At 42.3% G+C, this 23,255-nt stretch carries 32 protein-coding genes; 7 read left to right on the forward strand and 25 right to left on the reverse strand.

Features of this window, described 5'->3' with window-relative positions; translation table 11 throughout:
• Positions 1-211: 211 nt before the first annotated feature.
• Positions 212-424: an Arc family DNA-binding protein gene (locus tag AB5Z01_RS05075; RefSeq protein ID WP_117924983.1), complete on the reverse strand. Its 213-nt coding sequence runs from the start codon at positions 422-424 to the stop codon at positions 212-214.
• 518 nt (positions 425-942) lie between these two features.
• Complete coding sequence (locus tag AB5Z01_RS05080) at positions 943-1,896, reverse strand: AraC family transcriptional regulator (protein ID WP_308805413.1); 954 nt, start codon at positions 1,894-1,896, stop codon at positions 943-945.
• Positions 1,897-2,007: 111 nt separating this feature from the next.
• On the opposite strand from AB5Z01_RS05080, the gene AB5Z01_RS05085 reads away from it, so the two are divergent.
• On the forward strand, positions 2,008-3,192 hold the full coding sequence (locus AB5Z01_RS05085; protein ID WP_195221803.1) for a sugar MFS transporter: 1,185 nt from the start codon (positions 2,008-2,010) through the stop codon (positions 3,190-3,192).
• 107 nt (positions 3,193-3,299) lie between these two features.
• Here AB5Z01_RS05085 and AB5Z01_RS05090 read toward each other — a convergent pair whose 3' ends face one another.
• Positions 3,300-4,172 (reverse strand): AraC family transcriptional regulator, encoded by an 873-nt coding sequence (locus tag AB5Z01_RS05090; protein ID WP_195221804.1) that lies wholly within the window; start codon positions 4,170-4,172, stop codon positions 3,300-3,302.
• A gap of 299 nt (positions 4,173-4,471) precedes the next feature.
• On the opposite strand from AB5Z01_RS05090, the gene AB5Z01_RS05095 reads away from it, so the two are divergent.
• The 5 genes from AB5Z01_RS05095 (at position 4,472) to AB5Z01_RS05115 (ending at position 8,572) form a co-directional block, all read left to right on the forward strand.
• Complete coding sequence (locus AB5Z01_RS05095; protein ID WP_287216449.1) at positions 4,472-4,930, forward strand: hypothetical protein; 459 nt, start codon at positions 4,472-4,474, stop codon at positions 4,928-4,930.
• Positions 4,931-5,055: 125 nt separating this feature from the next.
• A complete protein-coding gene (locus tag AB5Z01_RS05100; RefSeq protein ID WP_287216450.1) occupies positions 5,056-6,120 on the forward strand; it encodes a hypothetical protein in 1,065 nt (354 codons plus the stop codon).
• Positions 6,121-6,184: 64 nt separating this feature from the next.
• Complete coding sequence (locus AB5Z01_RS05105; RefSeq protein ID WP_195221807.1) at positions 6,185-7,048, forward strand: hypothetical protein; 864 nt, start codon at positions 6,185-6,187, stop codon at positions 7,046-7,048.
• A gap of 3 nt (positions 7,049-7,051) precedes the next feature.
• Positions 7,052-7,924: a hypothetical protein gene (locus tag AB5Z01_RS05110; protein ID WP_195221808.1), complete on the forward strand. Its 873-nt coding sequence runs from the start codon at positions 7,052-7,054 to the stop codon at positions 7,922-7,924.
• 9 nt (positions 7,925-7,933) lie between these two features.
• Positions 7,934-8,572 (forward strand): ABC transporter ATP-binding protein, encoded by a 639-nt coding sequence (locus AB5Z01_RS05115; protein ID WP_287216451.1) that lies wholly within the window; start codon positions 7,934-7,936, stop codon positions 8,570-8,572.
• Between the two features lie 229 nt (positions 8,573-8,801).
• Here AB5Z01_RS05115 and AB5Z01_RS05120 read toward each other — a convergent pair whose 3' ends face one another.
• From AB5Z01_RS05120 to AB5Z01_RS05170, 11 genes are all read right to left on the reverse strand, one after another.
• Complete coding sequence (locus tag AB5Z01_RS05120) at positions 8,802-8,993, reverse strand: helix-turn-helix transcriptional regulator (RefSeq protein ID WP_041337515.1); 192 nt, start codon at positions 8,991-8,993, stop codon at positions 8,802-8,804.
• A 67-nt stretch (positions 8,994-9,060) separates the two neighbouring features.
• Positions 9,061-9,798: a DNA adenine methylase gene (locus AB5Z01_RS05125; protein WP_041337516.1), complete on the reverse strand. Its 738-nt coding sequence runs from the start codon at positions 9,796-9,798 to the stop codon at positions 9,061-9,063.
• Between the two features lie 61 nt (positions 9,799-9,859).
• Positions 9,860-10,087, reverse strand: coding sequence for a hypothetical protein (locus AB5Z01_RS05130; protein WP_041337517.1), 228 nt, complete (start codon positions 10,085-10,087; stop codon positions 9,860-9,862).
• An 11-nt stretch (positions 10,088-10,098) separates the two neighbouring features.
• Positions 10,099-10,974: a glycoside hydrolase family 25 protein gene (locus AB5Z01_RS05135; RefSeq protein ID WP_287215916.1), complete on the reverse strand. Its 876-nt coding sequence runs from the start codon at positions 10,972-10,974 to the stop codon at positions 10,099-10,101.
• Positions 10,958-11,170, reverse strand: coding sequence for a hypothetical protein (locus AB5Z01_RS05140; RefSeq protein ID WP_287215918.1), 213 nt, complete (start codon positions 11,168-11,170; stop codon positions 10,958-10,960). The genes AB5Z01_RS05135 and AB5Z01_RS05140 overlap by 17 nt, the downstream gene beginning before the upstream one ends.
• A gap of 7 nt (positions 11,171-11,177) precedes the next feature.
• The gene (locus AB5Z01_RS05145; RefSeq protein WP_287215921.1) at positions 11,178-11,867 is read right to left on the reverse strand and encodes a hypothetical protein; all 690 of its coding nucleotides are present in this window, start codon (positions 11,865-11,867) and stop codon (positions 11,178-11,180) included.
• Positions 11,836-12,063: a hypothetical protein gene (locus AB5Z01_RS05150; protein ID WP_287215923.1), complete on the reverse strand. Its 228-nt coding sequence runs from the start codon at positions 12,061-12,063 to the stop codon at positions 11,836-11,838. The genes AB5Z01_RS05145 and AB5Z01_RS05150 overlap by 32 nt, the downstream gene beginning before the upstream one ends.
• Positions 12,056-12,637, reverse strand: a complete 582-nt coding sequence (locus AB5Z01_RS05155) for a hypothetical protein (RefSeq protein ID WP_256320399.1) — start codon at positions 12,635-12,637, stop codon at positions 12,056-12,058. The genes AB5Z01_RS05150 and AB5Z01_RS05155 overlap by 8 nt, the downstream gene beginning before the upstream one ends.
• A gap of 11 nt (positions 12,638-12,648) precedes the next feature.
• Positions 12,649-13,809 (reverse strand): hypothetical protein, encoded by a 1,161-nt coding sequence (locus AB5Z01_RS05160; RefSeq protein ID WP_287215925.1) that lies wholly within the window; start codon positions 13,807-13,809, stop codon positions 12,649-12,651.
• A gap of 11 nt (positions 13,810-13,820) precedes the next feature.
• Positions 13,821-14,189 (reverse strand): hypothetical protein, encoded by a 369-nt coding sequence (locus tag AB5Z01_RS05165; protein WP_041337523.1) that lies wholly within the window; start codon positions 14,187-14,189, stop codon positions 13,821-13,823.
• A 10-nt stretch (positions 14,190-14,199) separates the two neighbouring features.
• Positions 14,200-17,163 carry a hypothetical protein gene (locus AB5Z01_RS05170; protein ID WP_287215927.1) on the reverse strand — a complete coding sequence of 988 codons (2,964 nt, stop codon included), beginning with the start codon at positions 17,161-17,163 and terminating at the stop codon, positions 14,200-14,202.
• Positions 17,164-17,238: 75 nt separating this feature from the next.
• Here AB5Z01_RS05170 and AB5Z01_RS05175 point away from each other — a divergent pair, with 75 nt between their 5' ends.
• Positions 17,239-17,916: a zinc ribbon domain-containing protein gene (locus AB5Z01_RS05175; protein ID WP_158455163.1), complete on the forward strand. Its 678-nt coding sequence runs from the start codon at positions 17,239-17,241 to the stop codon at positions 17,914-17,916.
• Between the two features lie 32 nt (positions 17,917-17,948).
• Here the strand turns inward: AB5Z01_RS05175 and AB5Z01_RS05180 are convergent, their stop codons facing one another.
• The 11 genes from AB5Z01_RS05180 to AB5Z01_RS05230 form a co-directional block, all read right to left on the reverse strand.
• A complete protein-coding gene (locus AB5Z01_RS05180) occupies positions 17,949-18,506 on the reverse strand; it encodes a Gp15 family bacteriophage protein (protein ID WP_041337525.1) in 558 nt (185 codons plus the stop codon).
• On the reverse strand, positions 18,503-18,997 hold the full coding sequence (locus AB5Z01_RS05185; RefSeq protein WP_117905594.1) for a hypothetical protein: 495 nt from the start codon (positions 18,995-18,997) through the stop codon (positions 18,503-18,505). The genes AB5Z01_RS05180 and AB5Z01_RS05185 overlap by 4 nt, the downstream gene beginning before the upstream one ends.
• A 43-nt stretch (positions 18,998-19,040) precedes the next feature.
• Positions 19,041-19,544: a hypothetical protein gene (locus AB5Z01_RS05190; RefSeq protein WP_041337527.1), complete on the reverse strand. Its 504-nt coding sequence runs from the start codon at positions 19,542-19,544 to the stop codon at positions 19,041-19,043.
• Positions 19,545-19,976, reverse strand: coding sequence for a hypothetical protein (locus AB5Z01_RS05195; RefSeq protein WP_117863477.1), 432 nt, complete (start codon positions 19,974-19,976; stop codon positions 19,545-19,547).
• A complete protein-coding gene (locus tag AB5Z01_RS05200) occupies positions 19,960-20,331 on the reverse strand; it encodes a minor capsid protein (RefSeq protein WP_081856069.1) in 372 nt (123 codons plus the stop codon). Before AB5Z01_RS05200 ends, AB5Z01_RS05195 begins: the two co-directional genes overlap by 17 nt.
• Complete coding sequence (locus tag AB5Z01_RS05205; RefSeq protein WP_041337529.1) at positions 20,328-20,654, reverse strand: DUF6751 family protein; 327 nt, start codon at positions 20,652-20,654, stop codon at positions 20,328-20,330. Before AB5Z01_RS05205 ends, AB5Z01_RS05200 begins: the two co-directional genes overlap by 4 nt.
• Positions 20,655-20,975 (reverse strand): hypothetical protein, encoded by a 321-nt coding sequence (locus AB5Z01_RS05210; RefSeq protein ID WP_117863478.1) that lies wholly within the window; start codon positions 20,973-20,975, stop codon positions 20,655-20,657.
• A 3-nt stretch (positions 20,976-20,978) separates the two neighbouring features.
• Positions 20,979-21,215 (reverse strand): Rho termination factor N-terminal domain-containing protein, encoded by a 237-nt coding sequence (locus tag AB5Z01_RS05215; RefSeq protein WP_117905591.1) that lies wholly within the window; start codon positions 21,213-21,215, stop codon positions 20,979-20,981.
• 11 nt (positions 21,216-21,226) lie between these two features.
• Positions 21,227-22,114: a hypothetical protein gene (locus tag AB5Z01_RS05220; protein WP_117863479.1), complete on the reverse strand. Its 888-nt coding sequence runs from the start codon at positions 22,112-22,114 to the stop codon at positions 21,227-21,229.
• A gap of 20 nt (positions 22,115-22,134) precedes the next feature.
• Entirely contained in the window at positions 22,135-22,671 is a 537-nt protein-coding gene (locus AB5Z01_RS05225) for a phage scaffolding protein (RefSeq protein WP_041337533.1), read from the reverse strand.
• 321 nt (positions 22,672-22,992) lie between these two features.
• Positions 22,993-23,253 carry a hypothetical protein gene (locus tag AB5Z01_RS05230; protein ID WP_041337534.1) on the reverse strand — a complete coding sequence of 87 codons (261 nt, stop codon included), beginning with the start codon at positions 23,251-23,253 and terminating at the stop codon, positions 22,993-22,995.
• Between the last annotated feature and the right edge of the window lie 2 nt (positions 23,254-23,255).

The following is a 23,255-nucleotide window of genomic DNA, read 5'->3' on the forward strand; positions in this document are numbered from 1 at the left end:
AAATAATCATTTGGGTTCTTTGTGAATGTTACTTCATAATCTGCGTTAAACAGATAGTCCATCATAGGCTTGATGGAATCATCATGATGCCAGTAATCGTGTACCAAAACAAATACTTTTTTACTCATAAGTTATACGTCCTTTCATCACCATTTTATGGCTACGTTTCTATGAATTCTCGTTTTTTAGATGTGCGTTAAATTCCGATTTGTCAATCTGTTTCATTTGCTTCTTCAGGCTTATAGTTTCGTTCAATATATTCCTCAACAGCCTTAATGAACATCTGATTCATGCTCATGCCCATTTCAGCAGCGATAGCTTTCAGTTTTTCACGCTGTCCCTTTGGAACACGAATTTTGATGTCATCAAGATGTGTTTTCACATATTTTGCCGTGATTGCTTTGCGCTTTTCGTTATAGTACATAGAAATCAATCCTTTCATATTGTACACATTACTATAATTATACTCTCTCAGAGGTTTTTTGTCAATTCATCTTATAAAAATTGTCCGGATTTTTTCAGATAACTTTGTGCGCATTGCGGCTTGTAAAAACAAGTGTAATGATATATAATAGTATTGTACCCAATACTAAAACATGAAAGGAGATTTTCGAAATGATTCAAAAAATAATCCCCATTGTAGCAAGTATTACGTTGATAGGCTCAGCAAGTCTGACAGCCTATGCCGATATGGTTTTGTCAATATCACTTGACCCATTTTATTCGAACAAGAATTATGCAACGAGAAAGATATGATCATAGTAGAGCTTTCTTCGGTCTGCCGGAGGCAGCCCACCGTTGGCGGTGCAGATTGTTCCGGAACCTTCGGACAAGATCTCATCAATAATCTGAGTTGTATTATTAAGGTGTTCTTTCCTCTGCTTGCAGATTTTGTCATACTCTCTTAAATCTGATGTCTTTTTATCAAGTTTAGCTATTTCATCAGCCCGACAGGACATTTGTGTCAGAATGTGTATTTCTCATTGAATTACGCTCCGCACTGCGATAGTATTTTCTGTAATTTATCGGTGTAACGCCGTACAGCTTTTTGAATCTGCGGCAGAAATAGCCGATGTTCTCAAATCCTGTTTCCTGCGCTATGGTGCAAACGCTGTTTTCGGTATCAACAAGCAGTTTTGACGCACGTTTCAGTCTGTATTCCACAACGTAATTAATCGGCGAAGTGTGCAGGTATGTCCTGAAAATATTGAGAACACTGCTTTTGCTTATAAGAACTGTTCCTGCAATATCGTCCAGTGTTATCTGACCGCTGTAATTATCATGAATATACTGCATCATTATCTGAAGCTTCGCCTGCGTCTGTGCGGAATGCCCGGACACGGGGCCGCAGTCTGTTATCTGTATGCTTTCATATAACAGGCGCCATAGTTTCAGCAGCAGTTCTACCGTTTCCATTTCAGAAGCCGTGCCAGAACCCTGCACAGCAAATACCGACCTCATTGTTTCGATAATGCTGTGGTGCGCTGTTTCTTCGGCGGAAAAAATCACACATTCGGTAGTTGATTCAATTATCGGTCTGATGTATCTGCTGTATATCAGACTGCCCTGCGGCGCAAGCAGAACAGGTGAAAAAACAATGTTCGGAATGATGGCGCTGTCTTCTGCTTCAAACCTGTGTATCACCTGAGAATTTATAAAGATCCCATCGCCCGAGCTTAGAACATACCTGTTTCCACCCACCAGAAAATCAGCCTTGCCATGCTGTACATAAACAAATTCGACCTCTGGGTGCCAGTGCCAGTCGATACAGTGAAAATCGAAATCCCAGATGTCCTCATAATAGTAACTGAACGGATATTCTTCGCTGCCGTGACTTGCAGTTTCACGTAAGGTTTCGTCCGTTGTGATCCTGTCCTTTTTGATTTCATTTCCCATGTTCTCACCCGATTTACGATATTGTGTAATAAAAATGTGATTTTGTGTATTGAAATGTTACGATATTTACTATATAATCTGATTATATCATTTGTCAAGGAGTTTGTCAATATGGCTGTAAATTACAGAAAAACACTTATATCCTGCTATCTTGGATTCATCACACAGGCAATAGCGGCTAATTTCGCTCCGCTTCTATTTCTCACATTTCACAATGGCTATGGTATTCCGTTTGGAAAAATTGCCCTTATTTCGTCGGTATTTTTTGTTACTCAGCTTATCATAGATGTGCTGTGTGCACGTTTCGCCGACAAGATCGGCTATCGGAAATGCGTTATCGGTTCGCAGGTGTTTTCTGCGTTGGGACTTATCGGGCTTGCTTTTCTGCCAGAACTGCTTCCCAATCCGTTTTCAGGAATAATTATAAGCACGGTAATATATGCAATGGGAAGCGGTCTGACCGAGGTGCTTGTAAGTCCGATAGTTGAAGCCTGCCCGTTTGAGCACAAAGAAGCTGCAATGAGCCTGCTGCATTCATTCTACTGCTGGGGTTCGGTCGGAGTCATACTCATTTCAACACTGTTTTTTACTGTTTTCGGCATAGAAAACTGGAAGTGGCTCTCTTGTATCTGGGCGATAATTCCGCTGGTGAATGTTTACAATTTTTCAGTATGTCCCATTGCACACCCCGTCGAGGACGGCGAGGGAATGCGTATCCGTGACCTGCTCAGAGTACCGCTGTTCTGGCTTGCGATACTGCTTATGGTTTGTGCGGGAGCTTCGGAGCTTTCAATGGCACAGTGGGCGTCGGCATTTGCAGAATCTGCTCTCGGACTGACTAAGTCAGTCGGAGATATTGCAGGACCGTGTATGTTTGCGGTGACGATGGGCATTAGCCGTACACTTTACGGGAAGTACGGCGAAAAGCTCGATCTTATGAAATTCATGATAGGCTCGGCGCTGCTGTGTCTGATCTGTTACATCACTGCCTCCCTGTCGGGAATACCTGTAATCGGACTTCTAGGCTGCATAATGTGCGGATTCTCGGTAGGTATCATGTGGCCCGGTTCTATAAGCATCTGTTCGGGAAAAATACCCTCTGGCGGAACTGCAATGTTTGCACTCCTCGCCATGGCTGGTGACCTTGGCGGAGCACTCGGCCCTGCTATTGTAGGAAATATCACCCAGAGTGCAGGCGATGATATGCAGAAAGGTATGCTCGCAGGCTGCGCATTTCCCTTGATACTTATGATATCGCTCCTGCTGCTGAACAGAGCCAGACGCAGGAATAACTGATCGTATCCGGCAGGTTTATGCAAAGCTACAATAGGAAAAAGGCATCATGTATCCGGACATGATGCCTTTTTGTTTTTCATACGGAGTCAGCGGTCAATTTACGAATTTCATAGAGCCTGTTCTATACTTCTGAACTGCGACGAAGTAATACTCTCGAACCTTTTGAAAATCTTGCAAAAATAACTGCTGTCACAGAAACCTGTTTCTTCAGCTATCTGATCGACAGTTTTCTGCGTTTCCGTCAGAAGCATTTTATCCGCCTGTATCTTGCGTTTTGTGATATATTCCATCGGTCGGCAGTTCAAGGTCTGCCTGAATAATCTGCACAAATGCTGCGAAGAAACTCCTGCGGCTTTACTTATGGATTCAAGACCGGGCTGTTTCATATAGTTTTCGTCAATATATGCGATTGCCTTTGTCACCGAAGGGGCGATTTGTACACTGCCTTTTCCTTTCGTCGCAAGACGGCTCAATTCAATGAAAAAGCTGTACAGATAGCCCGACGCTCTGAAATTTCCGTCAACCTTGTCAGACAGGAGTGCCTCGTGCATACATCTGAAACAGTGGTCAAGATATGTAATTTCTTCTTTTGGGAGAGGGAAGATTTTTGGCTTGACAAAGCCGAGTGCTTTAAGCATATCAGGGCAGGACTTTCCTGATGGTTTTATCCAATGCGTATCCCAGGATTCGTCCGTTGAATAATACTCATGCGGACAGCCGGCAGGGATAAAGAATGCAGTGTACGGTTTTATTATATGTTTCTCTCCGTTCATTATAAGTACGCCGCTGCCTTTTGTACAATAAAGAGCCTTGGCATAATTGTCGCCTTTGTCGCATTTAACATGATACTGCCATTCGTTCAGCCCTACGCTCACCAAAAAGACGGGAAGACTGCTTTCTTTGCTGATTATCGGATAATCGTAGAATTTCAAAATTAATTCACCGCCTGTGCTAAAATCGTTATATCTTAATAATATCATTCATTGACTTGTATGTCAATAAGCGTTATAATCTGGCTATTTCAACTTTCATGTTGATGTTAACAAGTATTTAACAATTAACTTATGTAAAATGAAATAATTTAGAACGCAATATTTATTCAGCTATACAAAAATCTTCTGCATATGAGAGAAATATGCAGAATATAGTGACTTTTGGTGTTATATGTGTTAAAATAATGTATGCATAGATAAAAAAGTCTATTGCAAAAAATGTGGTGAGTTCAATGAAGATGTGAATATTCATTATGCACAATTATCCGTTGCAATAATTGTGTTATATGATGAAATTGAATTTATTTGCAACAAAACTTGAAGAAAATCACACCTATATTATGAAAAATATCGTTAAGAGAATCGCAGCTATGGGTGCTGCTGTTATGATGATGAGTTCTATGGCTATTGGGGCTAGTGCGGCAGATAGTTTCTCGTTCTATATTTCCAACACTGGATCTGTTACGTCAAAAGTTATTACTGCTGGAAATGCAGCTCAGGATGATTATGTTAGGGTCAACTACCGAATTGACAATATCTCAAATGCTACATCCGTTTCCTATAGAACAACGGTTGGAGGTACATATATTGCAAGTGGAGAAATATCAAGTAAAGGAAACCATACTACGAAACACACTAATGCGACATACATTGATAAAGGTGAACGTATTTTGTGCACAATGTCACTCAATCCAGCTCCGTCAGGTGTAGGTAGTCATGCTTCAGGATATGTTAGCGGTAAATAAAATTTAAGCTAAGGCAATATCACTAACTATCTTTTTATGTGATATTGCCTTAAATTATACGATCAATTTAACAGCTTGATTTCTATACTACCTCGCAGCAATAACCCAAAAGAAAGGAATGACATATGAAAAATATCAGAAAAACAAAAGTATTATTGCCCGTGATGTTGGCGGCTGTGGCGCTGTCAGCTTGTGAAAATACTCCCGACAATATCAGAAGTAATAAGCATTCGGCTGAGGTGGACAGCGGCGAGGCTTATGTTTCGTCAGAGAATATTTATGACAGCTTTGATGCTGCATTTGAAAAAGAGTATACAAAATTCAAGCTGCCCGAAAAATCGGCGGTGAGCATTTGCAAACCTGACGGTGTTTATGACTTGGAGTTTGCTTATATCAATGCCGAAAATGATATGGACTGGCTGTCGTCAAAAGTGGAAGAGCTGCAAAGTGCCTTGGATATCAAGATCGATGGTAAGATCGAAACTGTGGAAGATCAGGCACAGCTCCAGGACGAACATAACAAACTTAAAATAACACGCTTTGCACAGCCTTATTGCTGTTGGGAGGCAAGCGAAAACGGCGTAAATACCGCAGACGCTGACGCCGATAATATGGAGCTTTTTTATCTCGACAGACCAACTTCTGAAAATGCTGACAGCGGACTTTTGTCTGCTGCGGACAAGGCAAAGACTTTGGCGGACACGTTCAGCAATGTGCTTGGAGAGGAGCTTGACAATGTGGTCAGTGACGGGTATATAATCACCACCGACAGCGGCGTTGGCTATGAGATCGAGATACAAAAGGCATATAAAGGTATCGGCATACAAAATGTTTTTTCCACGAATGCTGACGATACGCTGTTCGTGAAGGGCAATGCGCTTATGACCTATTCAATGCAGACTTATACCGATCTCGACGCAAACTTTGGCCCCGAATATTACATAGGTTGTAACGCTTTCAAGGTGGCAAAGGTTGAGAAAATAGACAAAATGCTGTCTTTCAAGGGTGCTTGCGATCTGCTTGAGGAAAATCTTGCGGACAAGATCGATATACAGTTTGATGACGTCAAGCTTATGTATGAACCTCGTGGCGAGAGTACCGAAGTCGGCGAAAGTGCGGATAATATATGCTGTACGCCAAAGTGGATTTTATTATCGACGATAAGCAGCCGACAGGTCTGCACGCAATAAATTATGTGACAGTTGACTGCGTTACGGGCGAGATATATGTGCTTATTCCATAGGGGGTGGGGCAATGAAAGCACTTAAATGCGACCTTAACAAGAGTATGCTGAATATCGGATATGTCGGAGCGGTGCTGCTCACGACTCTGCTATGCTTTACCGCAAAGGCGTATACTGACCCAAACACGGCGAAGATATACACGGTGTTTGAGTGCATTGCAAAGCTTGATAAACAGCTTTTTGCTGATGATTATTCCTTCAGTTCCTATCTGATATTCGCAAAAGGTATGTCGGGATATATGGCAATGTTTCTGCCTATAATAGCGGCTTTTCCCTTTATGACGGCATTTTGTGCAGAGCGAAACGGCGGCTCAATGCGGTTCAACATAACCCGAACAGGCAGTTTGAGATATTATCTGTCAAAATTCTGCTCAGCATTTTTGTGCGGCGGTTCGGCTGTTCTATTCGGATATATAATTTTTGGTGTTATCGTAAGAATAATTTTTCCTTCATTGAGCCAATATGAACTTTCCGCAGATGACTTGTCATTCGTGCTTGTGAACAACAAAAACGAACTTATAGGCGTGTTAAGATATATGCTTTCAGCGTTTTTGTATGGAGCCATAAGCACAATGCCTGCGCTATTCATAAGCTCATTCTGCAAAAATCCATATCTTATAACCTGCGTGCCATTTATGGTAACATATATGTGGCAGATAGCTGTGCAGAAACTTATTGCAAATTCGATGATGAAAGAGGATTTCGACAGGGCAAGCATATTGGAGAATTTTTATCCCAACAGCATAATGAATTTGTCATATTACACAGCTTTTGCTGACACAAAATACATTCTGTTTTTCAATTTCGGGATAATACTTTTCTCTGTGATAGGTTTTATAGTAATAATGAATATGCGGCCGGACAAAGGGGTGTAAGCGATGAAAAATTTTAGTTTAAAGCAAGCCTTTTCCTGTGAGGTGACGGAATTTGTCAAATGGGTCTGCGACGCACGAATGGTGATAGTTGCGGTGCTGCTCATATTCATAAACAATTTTGCAGTTTCTCCGCTGACTAACAATGCAGAGCTTATGGGTGAGCCGCTTAACATACTAGAGCCATTTATAGCGGTAGCAAATTCTGAGATACTGATACTTATAATCCCAATAGTTTTTCTGACCCTTATTGCTGACTATCCGAAAGTCGACACAAATACTGTGTTTTATATCGTGCGTATCGGCAGGGCGAACTGGTTTGTAGGGCAGGTTTTGAAACTTGTTTTTATGATAGTATCATGTCTTGCGGTAATATTTCTCGGTACAGTTTTGCCAATGCTTTCAAATGGTTTTTGGTACAATGGCTGGAGCAATGTTGCCACGGGTTTTGTGAAAATGTTCCCCGACAGGCGAGGCGATTTCGGCGTTGAGCTGCTTCCAGAAAATCTCTACAATCAGCTTTCGGTATTTGAGGCGGCGGTGAAAAGCTATCTGCTCGTGGCGGCGTATTTGATGATAATAGGGCTGATACTGCTGGTATTTTCGCTGTTCAAGCGCAAGACTATGGGCTTTATCATATGCGGCGGAATGATATCACTTGGAATGGCGTTCAGTGCTATAAGGACAAATCTTATGTGGACAATGCCAATGGCAAACTCAATAACTTGGCTGCATTACACGAAATATTTCAAAAAGCCAATAATGCCGATGAGCTTTTCTGTGATTTATCTGCTAGTACTTATTGCGGTTCTGCTGGTTTTCGGAGGGATAGCCATTGGTAAGTTTAATTATGATAATGTGACGGAGGTTGCAAGTTAGGGGGACGAAATGGATATCATCAATGTAAATGACGTATGCCTTACGATTGGCAAAACGGAGATACTAAAGCACATAAATGTGTCCTTTGAGGAGGGCAGGATACACGGACTTATCGGCAGAAACGGCAGCGGAAAGACAATGCTTATGAAGTGTATATGCGGCTTTATCAAGCCCACGAGCGGTGAGATTATCGTTGACGGCAAGCAGGTGGGCAAGGACGTTGACTTCCCGAAAGATATGGGTATCATTATTGAAACACCTGGGTTTATACCGTATTACAGTGGATACAAAAATCTCAAACTTCTTGCGGGGCTGAACAACAAGATCGGCAAAGAAGAGATACGCAACAGCATGAAGCAGGTGGGGCTTGACCCTGACTTAAAGCGACACGTCCGCAAATACAGTCTAGGTATGCGGCAGCGTTTGGGACTTGCACAAGCCATTATGGAAAATCCGAAGATACTCATTCTTGACGAGCCTTTCAATGGTCTTGACAAGGACGGCGTAAAAGAAATGCGTGAGTACCTACTTTCATACAAAGAGCAGGGTAAGACTATCCTTATCTGCTCTCATTCGGCGGAGGACATTTCTGTGCTGTGCGATACTGTGCATGAAATGGATAAGGGAGTTATTGAGGGGGTAAGGTGACATAGACTGAGTAAGTATGGATTCGTATTTTTATTTAATGCAATACTATATTATATCATACTTTCTAAAAAAGTTTACATTTATCAACATGGAAGTTGAAATAGCTGATGTTTGACAAGCAAAATCCAAAAAACTGACAAGCAAAACGCAAAAAAGTGATGAAATGTTTCAACAAAACGAAACACTCATCACTTTTTTTGAATTATCGAGAATTTTTGAAACGTATTTTTTACAGCTCTAAAATGTCATTTAAATCGCATTTTAAAAATCTGCAAATCAGCTCAAGATGTGAAAATTTGAAACCGACAGCGATGTTATTGCAAAGCTGTGAGATTGTGGACGGTCTGATGCCTGTCGCCTGCGCAAGTTCAGCCTGAGTAATGCCCCTGGAATTAAGCAAAGCCCTTAATTTTACTCTCATGATTACCTCCGGTATGTTTTTTACAACATAAATAACGAAATCCGTTATTTATTCTCTAAAAAAAATACTAGAAATTTGTGATTATTACCTCTTTGAAATCACCTGATGAAAGACTGTTATTGCGGGTGACCGCCTGAATATTGTAGTCTTTATACAGGTCTCTCACATACTTGTCATCGTTGTACGACAGTACAAATCTGCCCTTGATCTGGTGAAGAACTCTGCAGAGCCGCTCATGGTCATCCTCGGTAAATTTAACAGTGTAATGTCGCTCTGTCTTGTGGTATGGAGGGTCGCAGTAGAATAAAGCTTTCTCACGGTCGTATACCTTGATAAGATCCTCAAAATCTTTGTTTTCGATCACTACTCCATCCAGTCTTGCCTCGATATCTGCGAAATTATCTGTGTTAAGCCGCTTTTTGTTGCAGCCGAACGTTCTCAGACTTGCTCCGAAGCCTGTCTTGACAAGCACATAGAACATAGCAGCCCGCTGAATGTCTGTAAATCCGGTTACAGATATGCGCTCACGGCAGTCAAGGAACATTTCCCGGCTGTTTAAATAGTATTTTATCTCCTTTTTAAGCTCATCAGAATGATATTTTAAGCATCTGAAAAAGTTGACCAAATCACTGTTGGCGTCATTATAGATCTCTAGATCAGCGTGTTTGCCTTTTGCAAAAAGTATAGACCCGCCTCCGCCGAATACATCGATAAATCTGTTGTAGCTTTCAGTAGGCGGGAAAGACTTGATGATCTTACTTTTAAGCTGGCTCTTTCCACCAATCCATGGTATTGGACTTTTCATAAATATGACCTCCTTTTAATATAGTATACAGCTCCGAGCGGATTGCCCGGAGCTGTTACTTTTAAATCTTTTTAAGCCAATCAGCAACAACATAATAATGCTTGCGACCAAGCTTGATTTTTCTCCAGTAGTGACCGTGATGAAATTCATAAAAATCATCAGCGACTTTTACCGGAGTATTATCTTCGAGAACGCCAACGATCGTTCCGGCGGTGAAGTTGCAATCGCTCCTGTAATTAAGCCTAGTGACTGTCACCATTTGGCTGTATGATGTTTCTTTTGTATCCATAAGCTACTCCTTTACTTTATCGTTGCAGACAGCTTTTTAATAAATTTAGTCCCCGCAATACCGTTCTGAGTATAGCCCCACTTTTTCAACAGAGCATTGACCGCCTTTAGGGTACCGTCTCCGAACGTGCCGTTGTTGTCAAGTTTGTACCCTGCCAGCATAAGGAGCTGTTTCAGTGCAAGAACTCCATCGGATTTATCACCTTTCTTAAAGCCCGAACTGTCAAGTACCTTAGACGTGCTTGTGTTAGTAGCCTTAAACCCGTTAAGCCCCTTAGCCTTTATCACAGATGGGTAATCCACATAGCAGTAATCCATGTCTACCGGCACGGAAACACCGCTGACCTTGCCCGTTGAACTGTACTGCCACATACCGTATGTGCCGCCGTAGTTGCACTTGCTGTTGTATTCTGCAATCCACAGTGCATAGCGTCTTGCGACATCATTTGTTATGTAAGTCTGGAGCGGACTGCGGCTGATATACAGACCTGCGAAGTAGCCTGCTTCCTCCAGCGCAGTGCAAAAAGTTTTTACCATGTCGGAGCATACCGTTTTACCGCGTGCAAAAGCTTTCTGCCACTCCAGATCAAAGTAAATTGGGTATTCAAAAGTTTTGCCCTTGATGTAATCGAGACAAAGAACTGCGTCCTGTTTCGCACCGGATACCGTTGTCTGCCATGTATAGTAATATACACCGACGTCAAGCCCAGCTGCCTTTGCATTTTTGTAATGCGTTTCAAAAAGCGGGTCTTTTACTACACAGTTCTTCGTGTGATCCCAGTTATTGCATCTGATAATAACAAAACTGTAGCCCGCCGCTTTGACCTTTGCGAAATCTACGTTTGTCTGATACATAGAAACATCAATGCCTTTAATTGTCGCTGCCATGATAATTATCCTCCTTGTTATTTTTATAGTTTTTCTGATACTGCGTGCCGAAATAGAACGATATCACCACAGTAAACACCGTGATGAACTGCTCTGCTGAAATCGTGTGGCGCAGTGCCAGCACGCAGAACACTGCCGTCAGCAGTATCGTCACGATAGACTTGACGTCTATAAGCTTTGCAAATTTCTGTTTCATATCTTGCTTACTCCTTTATCTCAAAAGCAAATCTGCTTAACAGATATTTCTTATTATTAAGCAGTATAGTTTGTGTAGGTACAGCGTAGTCACAATAAGTAATGTTATCTGATATACCCTGTATATGAGAAAGTATGTGATATACATTTGTAAAACCTTTGTTTTGACTGGTAGAAACTACAGGAGCAAGTGATGTTACTGATTTTTGCTGACAAAAATATCTATATGGTGCAGACAGTACAGACATGCCGTTGGTAAAAACAGCATATTTGTCAATATTATTAGTAGCACAACTTGTTGTCATACCTATTTCAGTTTCTCCTGTTTCATAGTTAGTTATTTCGCCAATTATTATATTTATACCAGGTCTACTAGCGGTATTACCGGCTATTCCAATAGCTACTAAATCACTTTGCTTATAAATAATCCATCTTCTTGGGTCTCCAATGTTAGGCGCAGTGCTCACACAAGGACAAGTCAATGCTTCTGTTCTTAGGTCACACCAACCAAAACTTCTACTTGTATCAGCAAACTGACCTCTTAAAAACAGCTCGTCTGTTACCCAAAGCTGAAAGGTAGCATCTTTGGTGTCAATACTTGCGTTATCGCCCTCGTACACAACTTTCTTAAAATTATAAACTTCAATAAGCTTCCTGACTAATCCTCTAAGTCCGTCTGTTCCCTCGTATATTTTCATCTTCGACCGCCTCCGCTATGCCTGTTATACCTATATTTCCGTACGCTTCTCCCACTGACACTCCCACAAGGCTCTGTCCGCTCGCCATATCGGGTATAGTGTCGATAATATCCATATTGCCGTTGAAGTCCTCGATGCTGAACCTGTCCGACCTGTCGGGCTTTTTAAGTCCGAGATTTTCCGTGAAACTAGCCAACTATACTTCCCCCTTCCGCATTTTTGCCGACTATGAGATAGTACACCTTGAAAGCGTATGTGCCGCCCTGGTCTGAGGTGTGCTCAAGGTATGCCTCCCAGTCGATGTCCCTGCTGTTGCTTGCGACTTTGTATTGAAAACTCTGCGACTTGAAGTGCTTTTTGCCCCAGTCGCACACCATAAACACCGCAGGGTTAGTGACCCCCGAGGGTATCATGCCTGTGCGTGTATTGTAAGTCCATTGTGAGCCGTTGTCGGCGTTGACCTTCATATTCACCGTGAAAGACCCCCACCGCATATACAGTGGGTAGAGCCTGTTCACAAGACTTACTATCTGCGCCGCTGTCTTTGCACGAAACACCGCTGTACCGCCGTCTAAAAGCTCGTCCGTCTGTTCGCCCGAGTACCGCAGCTCATACTCCTCCTCGCCGACTATTTCTTCAAGTGCCGCCACTCTCGCCGTAAGCTGCTGGATAAGCTCCTCGGTGGTGGGCGTTGTCTGACCTGTGTCTGCTGTATCGGCAGTTTTCTCCGCCTGCGTATCAGCTACAGTTGTTATCTCGTTCTCGTCCATAATCTCGCCTCCTAAAGCTGTTCTTCCACAGACAGACCCACCGCAGAAATATCGGCTGAAAGTCCGCCGTCAAAATTGAATCCTATGTTAGTTATTGGTATATCGTAGCTTTCGCCGCTTTCGCTGACGTATGTTATCACGTCCCCGACGTCAAATCGTGGGTCGCCAAGGCGGTGAAAAAGCTCCGTTGTATACCACGAAAAGCCGCCTATCCTATGCCACAATGACCGCAGCAGCGACATTGTCATATATGGATTTTCAAACTCTAGCACACGCCCTGCCGAGCCTGTGGTATTGCCCAGCCGCAGAGTTTCGCTGTCGCTGACCTTACAGACAATGCCTGCCAAAACATTCGGACGTTCTCCCAGTGTTGGCAGGTCGATAGTGTTGTTGTCCAGTATCTTCACGCTCGAGCCGTACCATTTGCGGACGTATCTGCCGTATCGGTCAACAAAACCGAACTCGCCTTGTGCCGAAGCTATGTAACTGAGCATCTGCCGCATTGTGGTGTCTTTGGGTATAGAGCTTATTTTGAAGTCGAAGTTTGCAGTTTTCAGCCTTATGTGACCCTTGCCGTAAAGCCTTGCACCGCCCTTTACACGGAGCTTTGCAGGGATGGTGTAGTCGTTGCCGTTTTGCAGTCCAAGCTGCTTGCATATGTCGTCCTCGACAGCCTTTGACCACGCAGGTAGCTTGACCTTTGGCACATAGGTCTTGTCGGAGAAGTAAAGCCTATCCGCAAAAGTGACCTCAGTATTTCCGCCCGACTTTTTCGATTTCACGCAGGTAAACCGCCCCAGAGGTATTCTCTCTCCGTCAAGCACCTCTCCAAGCTTACTTATCTGCTCCACTGTCAGCTTTGAAAGCTCGGCATAGGTGTAGGATTCTAGGGTGGAGTAGGTGGTCACGCCTGTGAGGTCTGCAAGGTACAGGGACAGGTCATACTCTTTGCCGAGGAAACGTGTTTCAGCATCGTTTATCTGTAATGCCCAAGACTGTGAGCACACTGCACCAAGCTCTATGTCGTCACTGAGGCTCGTTGACTGCACGTCACTGGTAGCGGACATTATGTTGTCCCCCATTATTACGCTCTCGTCGTTTTCAAGCCACATACGCCATGTGCGGCAGTAGCTTTCGATGCGTGAGGAGACGGTTGTACTTGTTGTATACATATATCCGCCTCCTACTGCATGATAAGGTCAACAGCAACGCCTTTGCAAAACTGCCGCTTTTCGTCCCAGCCGAATATTTCATAGCTTGGATCTCCTGCATAGACCCTTATTTTGATTTCATTAAAAGTCTCGTCCAAAAGTGTGGCGTTAAAAAATGGGCTATCAACATTTGAGATATACTTATTTATCTGTGCAGTCTGCTCGCCTGTGAGATGATACCATTTAATAGTGACCGTTTTCTTTATAGCCCTGATGTCTCCGACCATAAGACAATTAGCGGTGCGCCCTGCATTGCCCGACCAGATTTTATTGTTACAAAAAGTAATTTCAGCAGGAGTGGCTACCGTTTCTTCTTCAAATTTCAATCCATTTGATTTCATAGTATCCCTCCTATACTTTTATCGGCGATTTGCCGTTGCGCTTGATAAAATCATTTATATCGTCAATAACGATCTGTGACAGCACTCTGCCCTTTACTTCGATTGGTATCGTTACGCTTATTTTCTGATTGCCTACAGCTCCGCCGTAAACAGCAAGCGCCTCAAACAAAGCCTGCTTGATCGTATCCAGCGGAGCTTCGATGTTTGTGCCGCGTTTCTGGTCGCCGAGAACCGCAAGAAACTCGGAGTTCGGCGGAATTACCGCGCCGGTGGCGAGCATTGGAATCTGAGGAACTGGTATAGGGTCATAGTCCCAAAACTCATCAAATGGTGTAAAGCCTGCTATTTCAATATCACGAATATCATTAAGTATGCCATTAAGAAAATCCAGTGGAGTAGAAATAACTTTATTTATTCCGCCAATTATGCCGTTTACAACCGTTGTGAATACTCCTGTTATACCCTCTTTGATACCGTCAAAAATTTTGCCACCAGTCGAAAATACGTCCTTAACTGCTTGCCAAGCCTTTGAAAATATATCTTTAAACCAATCAGCTACCTTAATAAACGGTGATTTTATTGCAGTCCACAAATCCCTGAAAAATTGTGCTGTAGCCGAAAACGCCGATTTTATATTTGTCCACGCAGTTGTAAATATATCTCCAAACCAACTTCCTACTGCAGAAAAAATGTCTTTGATTCCTGTCCACAGATTTGAGAACCAACCTATAACGGCATTCCAGACAGACAAAATACCGTCCCAAGCTGCTTGGAAAATTCCCGTAAACCATTCTGCCACGACGGCAAATACATCTTTTATGCCTTGCCATATTCCGGCGAAAAAGTCTTTAATTGATGTCCAGACCTCTGTTACCCAGTCTACAAATTGCTGTATGGTCATTTTAAAGCTGTCCCACAAATCAATAAAAAACTGTTTTACTGTTTCCCAATTTTTGTACAGCAATACGCCGATAGCGATAAGCGCACCGATTCCTAGACATACAAGTGTGATTGGACTCGTCAAAAAATTAACTGCTACACCAAGTGCAGTAATTAACGGTGTCAATACACTTGTTCCTGCCGCCAATGCGGCAAATGCACTTACTACGCCTTGAATTATTCCGGATATTGCAAATGCCGATCCCAAAGTCCCAACTACAACAGCAAAATTTTCGACAGCAGTCTGATGATTCTTTATCCAGTCACTAACCCCATTTAAGGCTGATGTAATACCTTTCAACGCGCCTACTATAATACCTCCGGTCCATGTTGCAATAGGCTTCAAAAATTTATCCCACAGCCATTTACCCATAGGTTTTAACGCTGAAATTGCTGAATCAAGAACTTTTATAGCTGCCGCCAGCAAATTAAGAAATGTTGGTATCAAAGTACTTATAGTCCATGATGCCATAGGGAGCAAAATATTATCCCAGAACCATTCGATACCGTCAAATATGTCGGCAGTTAAAGGCTTTAATGTGGATGTTACATTTTCAAATGATGTAATGAGCGGTGAGAAGTCAATGTTCTGCGCCCATTCAACAGTGTCTGCCGTTATGTTTTCAATTGTGTCGAGTATATCATTAAAAATATCAAGAATGTCCTGAATAATTTTTGTACCACTGCTATCAGACCAAGCGGAGGAAAAATTGCGTGACACATATCCGATTGTATTATTAATGTTTGTCCATATACCGAGTAAATGTTCAGAAATTTGTTCGCCCGTTCCGTTACTCCAAACATCGGTGAATGATCCGCCTATGCTTTTGATAACACTCCATACACCCTCGAAAGCAAATCTCATACTATCTGTTACCTTGACTCCATTTTTATCCCAAGCTTGTTTAAATGGCGTAAAAATAGTATTAAAAGATGATTTTACCCAATAAAAAAAATCTTTAAGCTTTTTATCGGCATCAGATGTATCAACATCTACAGTAGTGGAGATCGTATTGCCGCTTAGAGTACCGACCACTGGCGATGCATTTGTATCAGATGAGGAACTGTTGTCCGCCAGCTTATTTATCTGATCAAAGCTTGCAAGTGCATTTTCTTGAGCCTCGACAGTAGCTTCAGCCGATGTTGCCATATCGGAATAATTTTCCGCCGCCTGCGAAGAACTTTCAGCAACTCCATCTGTTGTATTCATCAGTTTAATTCCAAACACCTCAGAAAGTGCTTTAACTGCTGAATTAGCAACAGCTGTCAAACTTTGCAATTCCGCTGTTATGTTTTTTACAACTGTTACAGCACCAGAAAGAACAGGCTGTCCTATTACAGCAAGCAACTGTTTCCAAGACTCTTTCAGATTACCGATGACATTTTCCCAGCCGTCTGCTTCTCGCGCGGCTTGTCCCTCCGCTCCAGAAAGAGCATTTGCATCCTTGACCATTTGCAATAGTGTAAGTTGCTTCTGAGCTTCGGATAATTCCATAAATGATTTTCCATAGAGTTTATTAGCCGCTGTGTTTCGCGTAGTTTCTGTACAACTCAAACCCAAAGCAGCATCGTTTTCAAAGTTGCCTTTCAAGAACGATTTTAGGCTTTCTGCAGTATCTTCAAGGCTTCGATCGTAATATGCCGCACTGTCTGCTGTTACCTGCAACGCTTCTTCCATCATTTTTAGAGCACTAACTGAATCCATACCCGTAGTTTTAGCAAAAGCATAAATAGATGTGCCTACATTTTGAAGTCTTGTCTGAAGAATGCTACTGTTATCAGCTACACTTTTCATAGCATTATCTGCAGCAGATTTTAAAGTTCCAAAAGTCTGTTGCATTTGAGAATTTGCAGCATTTATATCTGCAGCAGCTTCAAGAGCTTCTTTTCCACTGAACACAGTACCAAGTGCTGCACCCATTTTTAAAACTATATTTCGGAGATTATTAAGCTGGTTACCTAAACTGTTTATACCTTTGGAAAATCCTTTTGTATCTATTTTTGTATCGAAATTAAGTCTGCCGTCAATTGCCAATTATATCAGCCTCCTTTCTTGACAAAATCCTCCATACGCTGTATAATGAAAAAATACATAATGGGAGGAAATGTTATGTTTTGCTTTAAATGCGGCGCAGAAATATCCGATGAATCAGATTTCTGCATGAAATGTGGAACTGAAATTCTGCATCACAATAAAACCGAAATTGAAGAAGTCAACTCGATTTCAACTATACCTATGAATGCCACAATAAAATCGGCTTTTGTGTCAACTATAATAGTTTCGGAAACGGAGATCTCATACAAAAGTGGGCTCAAAAGCGAAACTATAAAAGTATCCGACATATCAGATATTAGATATACAGCCGGAACTCCTTCCGAGAACGGTCGCTTGTTTATAACAGCAAACGGAAAATCATATAACGTAATGTTTTTCTTTAACAATAATAAAAAAATTGCTGAGTTATGTGGTTACTTCTCCGCACTTAGCAATAATACTTTTATACCGATGGAAGTAACCACATCAACTTCATCACAAACAGGCGAAACACAACATGAAGAAAAAACGTTATCAAAACGTCAGCGTATAAAGGAAAACAAGAAAAACGGTATTGCTTGCTGTCCTAAATGTGGAAGTACTTCGCTTACGGCAAACAAAAAAGGCTTTGGAGTCGGAAAAGCAGTCATAGGAACTGCTGTTGCCGGTCCAATAGGTCTTGTTTCCGGAAACAAAGGAGCAAAAAAAGTTCGTATAACTTGCCTTAACTGCGGTAATCAGTGGTGGGCGTAATAAAAAAGTCAGTCCAAACGGGCTGACTTTTTTTATAACAGATTATTTATAAAATCAAGTTCATCCTGTTCCTCTGCTGTAAGCTTCACCTTAATATCAATAAGTTCTTTGTTGTTCCGGTAAAAGTCCTGTTCTCCTTTACTAAGTTTTTTATTGTGTGCAAGCTTATAGCGTATATTTATAACATTACTGTATAAACCCTCACCAATCTCATTAAAAAGGCCTAAAACCGTCCACCAATGCATATAATCAATTTCACGAATTTCCTTTCCTGCTACCTTATTGAGAGCTGGAAAAATAATCCCTTCATCCTGATCCCAGTTTATCAACGGTTTAGGTTGACGTTTAGATTTTGGCATATCTCCGCCGTCAAGAAACCATTTGGCTTGTTCTGCCGCTTCGTAAAGATCCGAGTTAGGTATCTGATCGTGATGCTTGTACAACAGTTGTATACATCCATATGTTTTGGCTTTGTCATTAAGCGTATCGTCATTGCACATAGAAAAAATCAGCAAAGCTACGCGATAATCACTATATATTGAATATATTTTACCGTTGACTGTCAAAGCTTTAGGCAATGCACCTATCATTTTGTTTCACCAACAATGGTATTGCGCTGTGCCGCATAGGAATTAAGTTTCTCCTGTGATTTCTTTCTTTCCTCCACAGAACATTCATTTATGTACGCGAAGATGCACTGCATAAAATTCATAAATATTGGTTGACCTCCGGCAGGCGAAAGACATGAATCAGTTCCGAATACTATTAATGAAATATCATAACCAAAGATCTCATTTATAAGATCCTTCACCGCCATATCAAGTTTGTCCACACTATCAGCGGCAAGTTTCAGCTTTTCAAAGTCCGGATTATTCTCATCAAGATTCTGCAGATCATTGATAGAGTTCATATCGATATCTCCGTATCTACTGCGTATATTCTCATATTTCTCATCAAAGCCTGAAATTCGGTTAATAAACTGAGTATCTGTTGGATTAATACGGATTATTTTATCCGGATTCCCATTTAATTCGATATTTTTGTATCCGTCGTCAAAACTAAGCTTAATTGTTTCTGACATAAAAAACACTCCTTAGAAAAGAGGGGCTTAGTCGCCCCTCAAATTATCCTTCAGCCAGCGGCGTAAATGTCACCACTTTATTTGCGATTGTTACAGTACCCTTAATACGATTGCCGCAAGGTTGGATATTAAACGGTATGTTGACACCGCCCTGCGGTCCGCCATATGACTGCGGCTTAACGATGCAATCTTCCATCCATGCATCGTAAGGACCTTCGGTCTTATCGATAAGCACCTCAAGATATTTGCTCTTGCAGTCGTCGCCAACAAGACGATCCAACGCAATAGATTTGATCTTTTCGTAAATCGCATCTTCTGTATTTGCGTAGTAGGTTTCAACAGACAAACTAGGTTCGTAACCGTTGTCATTTACATCTGTTTCATCAAGGATATTCTTAACAGTCGCGGTATCCGGTCCCAAATCCATAGACATATCCTCAATGTTTTTGCCAATCAGGAACCATGACGGAGTTTCTCCGCCAAAAGTGGAATCCAACAAATGCATAAGATGACTTCTTTTAAGCTTTTTTATTCCTGTAGCTGCCATTTATATTTCCTCCTCAAATGTAAAATGTATCTGTATCTGATACAATCCTCTGTCTCCGTCCTCATCCAGAGCAAGCAGTATGCCATTATCAGCGGATATACTGATAGGTTCAAAATTTCCTGCAAGTTCTGGATAATTCCGGCTACTGTTCTGTTTTTCAATCCAGAAGATAAAATCCTCCGTAAAAGCTGATGCATTGAGCCTTGACAGATCATCGGCTGTGTACTCTCTGCTCTGGAGCAAAGCATTGTACTGCCATGTCTGATTTCCGCACACGTCCTCACTGAGTTTTACAAGGCCTGATGTCTGTATACTGTAATTAACAGGTTCAGACTCAGTCTGGTCTATGTGCAGATCAATATCTCCAAGATTGGGATACTGTAACACATATTCTTTCATAGCCTCCAAAAGGCTTTTATTTTGCTCCGGCAATTCGTTTCACTCCTTTGATTATTCCGGACAGATGATCGGGTTTCATACGCTCGAACCATAGTCTGCCTCGCTTGCCCCCAAGGTTAAGCCCCTGCTTGCCCATACCTTTGTTATCGTAATAATTTTTGCGGGCGTATGGTGTGTTGTAATGCACCATGCCTGATCCAACTACCGTTGATGTAATACCGGACTGTTTAAGCTTACCGGTAAGCATTGGCACATAACTATCACAGCAACGTAATACTTCGCTGTCGATATACTTCTGTACTCGGCCGCCTTTTTGCAGACCACGCCTCGCAAACAGTTCATTTTCGGGAGCGACCGTGAGAGTTACTTTAATACTGTTATTACTCATTTAGCCGTCACCTCCGTGTGCCGCATTATGGGACTGCCGTAATCCTTGCGCTCTACAGTACTGATTTTGAGCGGGCTTACAGCCTTAAGCAACTCTGCCACAGAGGCTGTCACGTCAAAATCAATATCGCCCTTTGCAATATAGTCGGACTTATCGACTACAGCCAACAACGGCAGATGTATCAACGCCCGGTCAACATCGGTCTTGCCCGTCTTTGCAATGTTTTCGGCTTCGGTGTCCTGCCACCAGCAAGGATAATGCTGTGTAATAAATGCACCGTCGGGCTGTTTGTGCCAGACGGTGCATTTTGTATTATATCTCATTTATATCCACCCCACAGACCTGAGATTAAGGTATCTGGAGGCGGTCTTGATCAGCTCATCGGCGACAGCAGTCTGAGTGGTCGAATAACTTATCGAATAATCTCCGACCTTTTCGGAGGCTATCTGTTTATCCGGCTGTGCGGAGTACATGATCTCTGCACAAGCACAGCAGGCTTTGGCAAGGCTGATCTCGTCGGTCTCGGCAAAGCTCAGACTGTCGAGATATTCCGATGCACGCTCCGCAAAATAAGGATAATCCGTTTCGGAAATCTTATTGCCATGAAAATCAGCAGTGTAAAACGTGTAATCAGCATAAGCCATAGCCTACACCTCCGTTTCGCTTGTCGTATCCTCTACCGCAACTGCATCGACGATTTCCTGAATGATTGCGTCCTTCTTGCTTGCCGACCCGAGGTCAATGCCAAGTTCGGCGGCATAAGCTTTTAGTTCAGGGACTGTCATGCTCTTATAATCAATGACATTTTCATTTTCGCGATAGTCGGCAGGCGGTTCTATTGTTATTGGCTTCTCGTTAAAAGTCAATCCTACTGTCTTTGCCATAAAGACACCTCCTATGCCTTGTGGTGCAGATAAATACCTGCCGCCTTGTTTTCGTACACATCAGCCAGACCATAAGCACGGAAGAAGAACAGCCAGCTGTCATCCGTCTGATTTTCCTCCGGCGTAACGACCTTGTTTACCGTGTGCTTAGGATACTGGATAACCGCCGACTTCTGGATTATCATAAAGTTTATATCCTTTGCGGTTGTCGCCTTAGCAAAACCGCCTGCCGTTTCATCGACGCCCTCTGATTTTGTCGTGCCGTCCTTAAGATCGATCGCAGTGTAAAATCTGCTCTGAGGCACTTTTACGATCTTAGCAAAGCCGTCAAGTACAGCCTTTGACTTTGTGGTGTCCACATTGATAGCAAGGTTATACAGAGTAGGAGTGATGTACAGAATACGGTTTTCCGGCGATACTTCGTCTTCGTCCATTTTGTTCTGTGCAGTGATCAGAGCGGTAAGGACATCATTACCCGATGAAAGTGTTGCTCCTGCAGAAACCTTAGATATGCCTGTTGTACCTGCATAGGTCGCGAACCTGAATGCGTCCTGTTCGGGAGCAACCTTGACGCGGATAAACTCTGAGGACAGTCTGCCGAAAGCAAGTCCTGCAGTCTCCTCATTGTCCATATTGTCAACGCTGAATTTACGACCTCTGTCGTAATTAAAGGTAACAGTCTCGTTTGTAAGAGTAACGTCGCCCTTTACATAGCCACTGTTTCTGGAGTAGTCCGCCAGACCGTCCATAGAGATCTTAGGGATTATGATCTCATTTGCGTTTGCGCCCGCTTTAACAAGAGTAGGATCGCTGTCGAGATCGGCGGTCAAAGATGCCTGCTTGTAAACCTCGTCAAGCAGTGCGATGTAGGTTTTAAATTTTGTAATTGCGTTTGCCATAATATTTTACCTCCGTAAAATTACTTAGTCGCAGGCAGACCCATTACGGCTCTTGCCTGTGCGTCTGATGTTGTTTCTGTTGCCGAACCGTGGTCAAGACCGGTGTCTATCCTTGCGGTAGGCTCATCACCATCCGCAAAGAGAAATGCTTTGTCGGCCTTAAGCTTGTCAAGCTGTTCGGTAAGACCTGTGATCTTGCCGTCATCGTCAAGCTTGAGGAGCGACGAGTCAAGCTGAGACTTGACAATGTCCACATCTCTTGCTTTTGCTCCGGCAAGGGACAGTTCCAGAGCCTTGTCAAGCTTAAGTGCGGCAATATCTGCATTGTACTTGCTTTCCCAGTCGGACGCCGCTTTCTTAAGTCCTTCAATGTCCTCGCCGTCAAATGCTTTGACCTTATCAGTAAGCTCTGAGATCGTGCCTTTTGCCGTTTCCAGTTCTGCGTTAAGGTCTGTGTACTTCTGCTGTTCTGCGGTCAGCTCCGCTGTGTGCTGTTCAAGCACCTTGTTTGCCTGCTCCTCGGTAATACCGAGAGCTGTTAAATCTTTCAGTTCCATAGGGATTTTTCCTCCTTAATTTTGAGTATAAAATTTATCTCCTCGCAAGCGGCTCGGATTTTTGCTCCGCAAAAACGAGGATAAATAAAACGCCCTTGAAAGAGCGTTTTACTATCGTTAAAATGCAGTTTTAATCATCTGATAAATCTACAAGGCATTTAATAACCAAACAAATACCTTTTATTATTGTGAAGACCCATGCGGCTACATAACAGCCAACGGGGATTTGCCCTGTATCGAGGGCGTAAAGCAATATAAGGGTTGAAAGCATAAATTATCAGCTCCTTTTTGCAAAATTAAAAGCCCCCAGTAGCTGGGAGCTTATTCATTATGAATTTGAAAATAAACCTTATCATAAATATCCAATGCTTTATATCCGAAATCTGTCATATTATTCTGATTTTCGTCCATGCCATAAACAACTGATATGTTGCTAATTATGCATTGAAACATAGAAACATCTTTATTATTTATTTCTATCTGACTTGTTTCGGGGAAGAGCTTGTATGGGTATTCCAAATCTTCAAAATCGCCATATTTGACAAGCATTTCATATTCATCTTTTTTGAAATTGAATATCATAA

It is taken from the genome of Ruminococcus sp. RTP21359st1_H3_RTP21359_211015 (assembly GCF_040909065.1).
GTDB lineage: Bacteria > Bacillota > Clostridia > Oscillospirales > Ruminococcaceae > Hominimerdicola > Hominimerdicola aceti.